This is a genomic window from Mesorhizobium escarrei, from assembly GCF_935825525.1.
Classification (GTDB): Bacteria; Pseudomonadota; Alphaproteobacteria; order Rhizobiales; family Rhizobiaceae; genus Mesorhizobium; species Mesorhizobium escarrei.
On record NZ_CAKXZT010000137.1, the window covers coordinates 1 to 1,299 of the forward strand.

Sequence of the window (1,299 nt, forward strand, 5' to 3'; positions counted from 1 at the left end):
GCCGCGCAGGCTGGCGCGGACACTTAGAATTCGCGTCGATATTCGAAATCCGACCTCGACCGAACTTCCGGACGGAATCGATAAAATTTATGCCCATCTGATGATGGACGGCCAGATCGAGGCTGTCGTGCAGTTCGGCGTACTCGGGACGGTGACAAGGGATCATTGGATTGAATTGATCCAGAATGTCGTGGCCGCTGAGCGGCTTGTAGACAGTGCGGCAAGGTTTGCGGGACGATCACCTGTACCGCAACAGGCCGCCGGCGCCGACACGTCAAACACGCTCGCAGCCGAGGCATTGTCAGCCACAGCCGAACGCGAGCCTGATCCGGACAGCCACTTTGGCAAACTCGCGCAATTGGCCGCACAAGCGCGGGAGCTGGTTCGGTCGAGCGCCGAACCTGCGGAGCCTCCTGCGGCGCCGCGCCGCGCACGGCCCAGGCACGACAAGGATCGCACGTCGTTCTGGAATGGCTATTTCGCGACCGAGGATCCCTGGAACTACCGTTCCTCCTATGAGCAGGAAAAATACGAGCGGCAGCTCGAAATTCTGCCGGCCGGTCGCATAGGACGGGCGCTTGAGCTGGCCTGTGCTGAGGGTCACTTCACGCGGAAGCTGGCACCACGGGTGGACCATCTGACCGCAACCGACATCTCCGCCATAGCCATCGAGCGGGCCCGCGCGCGATGCAGCGATCAGCCGAATATTGAATTCGGCGTACTCGATTTCTCGGCCGACACGCTGCCGGGTGAGATGGATCTAATCTTCTGTTCGGAAGTGCTCTACTACTTGGATGACCTTGCTGAATTGGGGCGCATCTCCAGAAAAATCGTCGAGGCATTGGCGCCTGGCGGCAGTTTCATCAACGCACACGCATTCGTCTTACGTGACAACGTTGAAAGGACCGGCTTCGACTGGAACACATTCGGTGCAAAAGCGATCTCAGAGACGCTGGCAGGGACCGAAGGCCTCGTCCTCGATCAATCGATCCAGACGGAGCTCTATCGCATAGACCGCTTCTGCCGCCTCTCACCTGGACATGAAACGACGGAACCGACAATCGATTACGTCCCAATCCGCGCGCCCCTCGAAATCGGGGTCGCGCGAAATATCGTCTGGGGCGGGGCGCGGGCCTTGCGCCGCGACGTCGCACGCAGCGAGCGGCGGCAGCGTATCCCTGTCCTCATGTATCACAGCGTCTCCGATGATGGTCCGGCCGCGCTCGCCCGTTACCGGCTCACGCCCGCCGCATTCCACAGCCAGATGGCATGGCTGCGCGCCAATGGCTTTCACGCGAT

The 1,299-nt window shown here is 60.9% G+C and carries 1 protein-coding gene; it reads left to right on the forward strand.

The annotated features are described in order from the left end of the window. On the forward strand, positions 1-1,299 hold a 1,299-nt coding region (locus NMG80_RS21430), incomplete at both ends, for an SAM-dependent methyltransferase (RefSeq protein ID WP_436798649.1).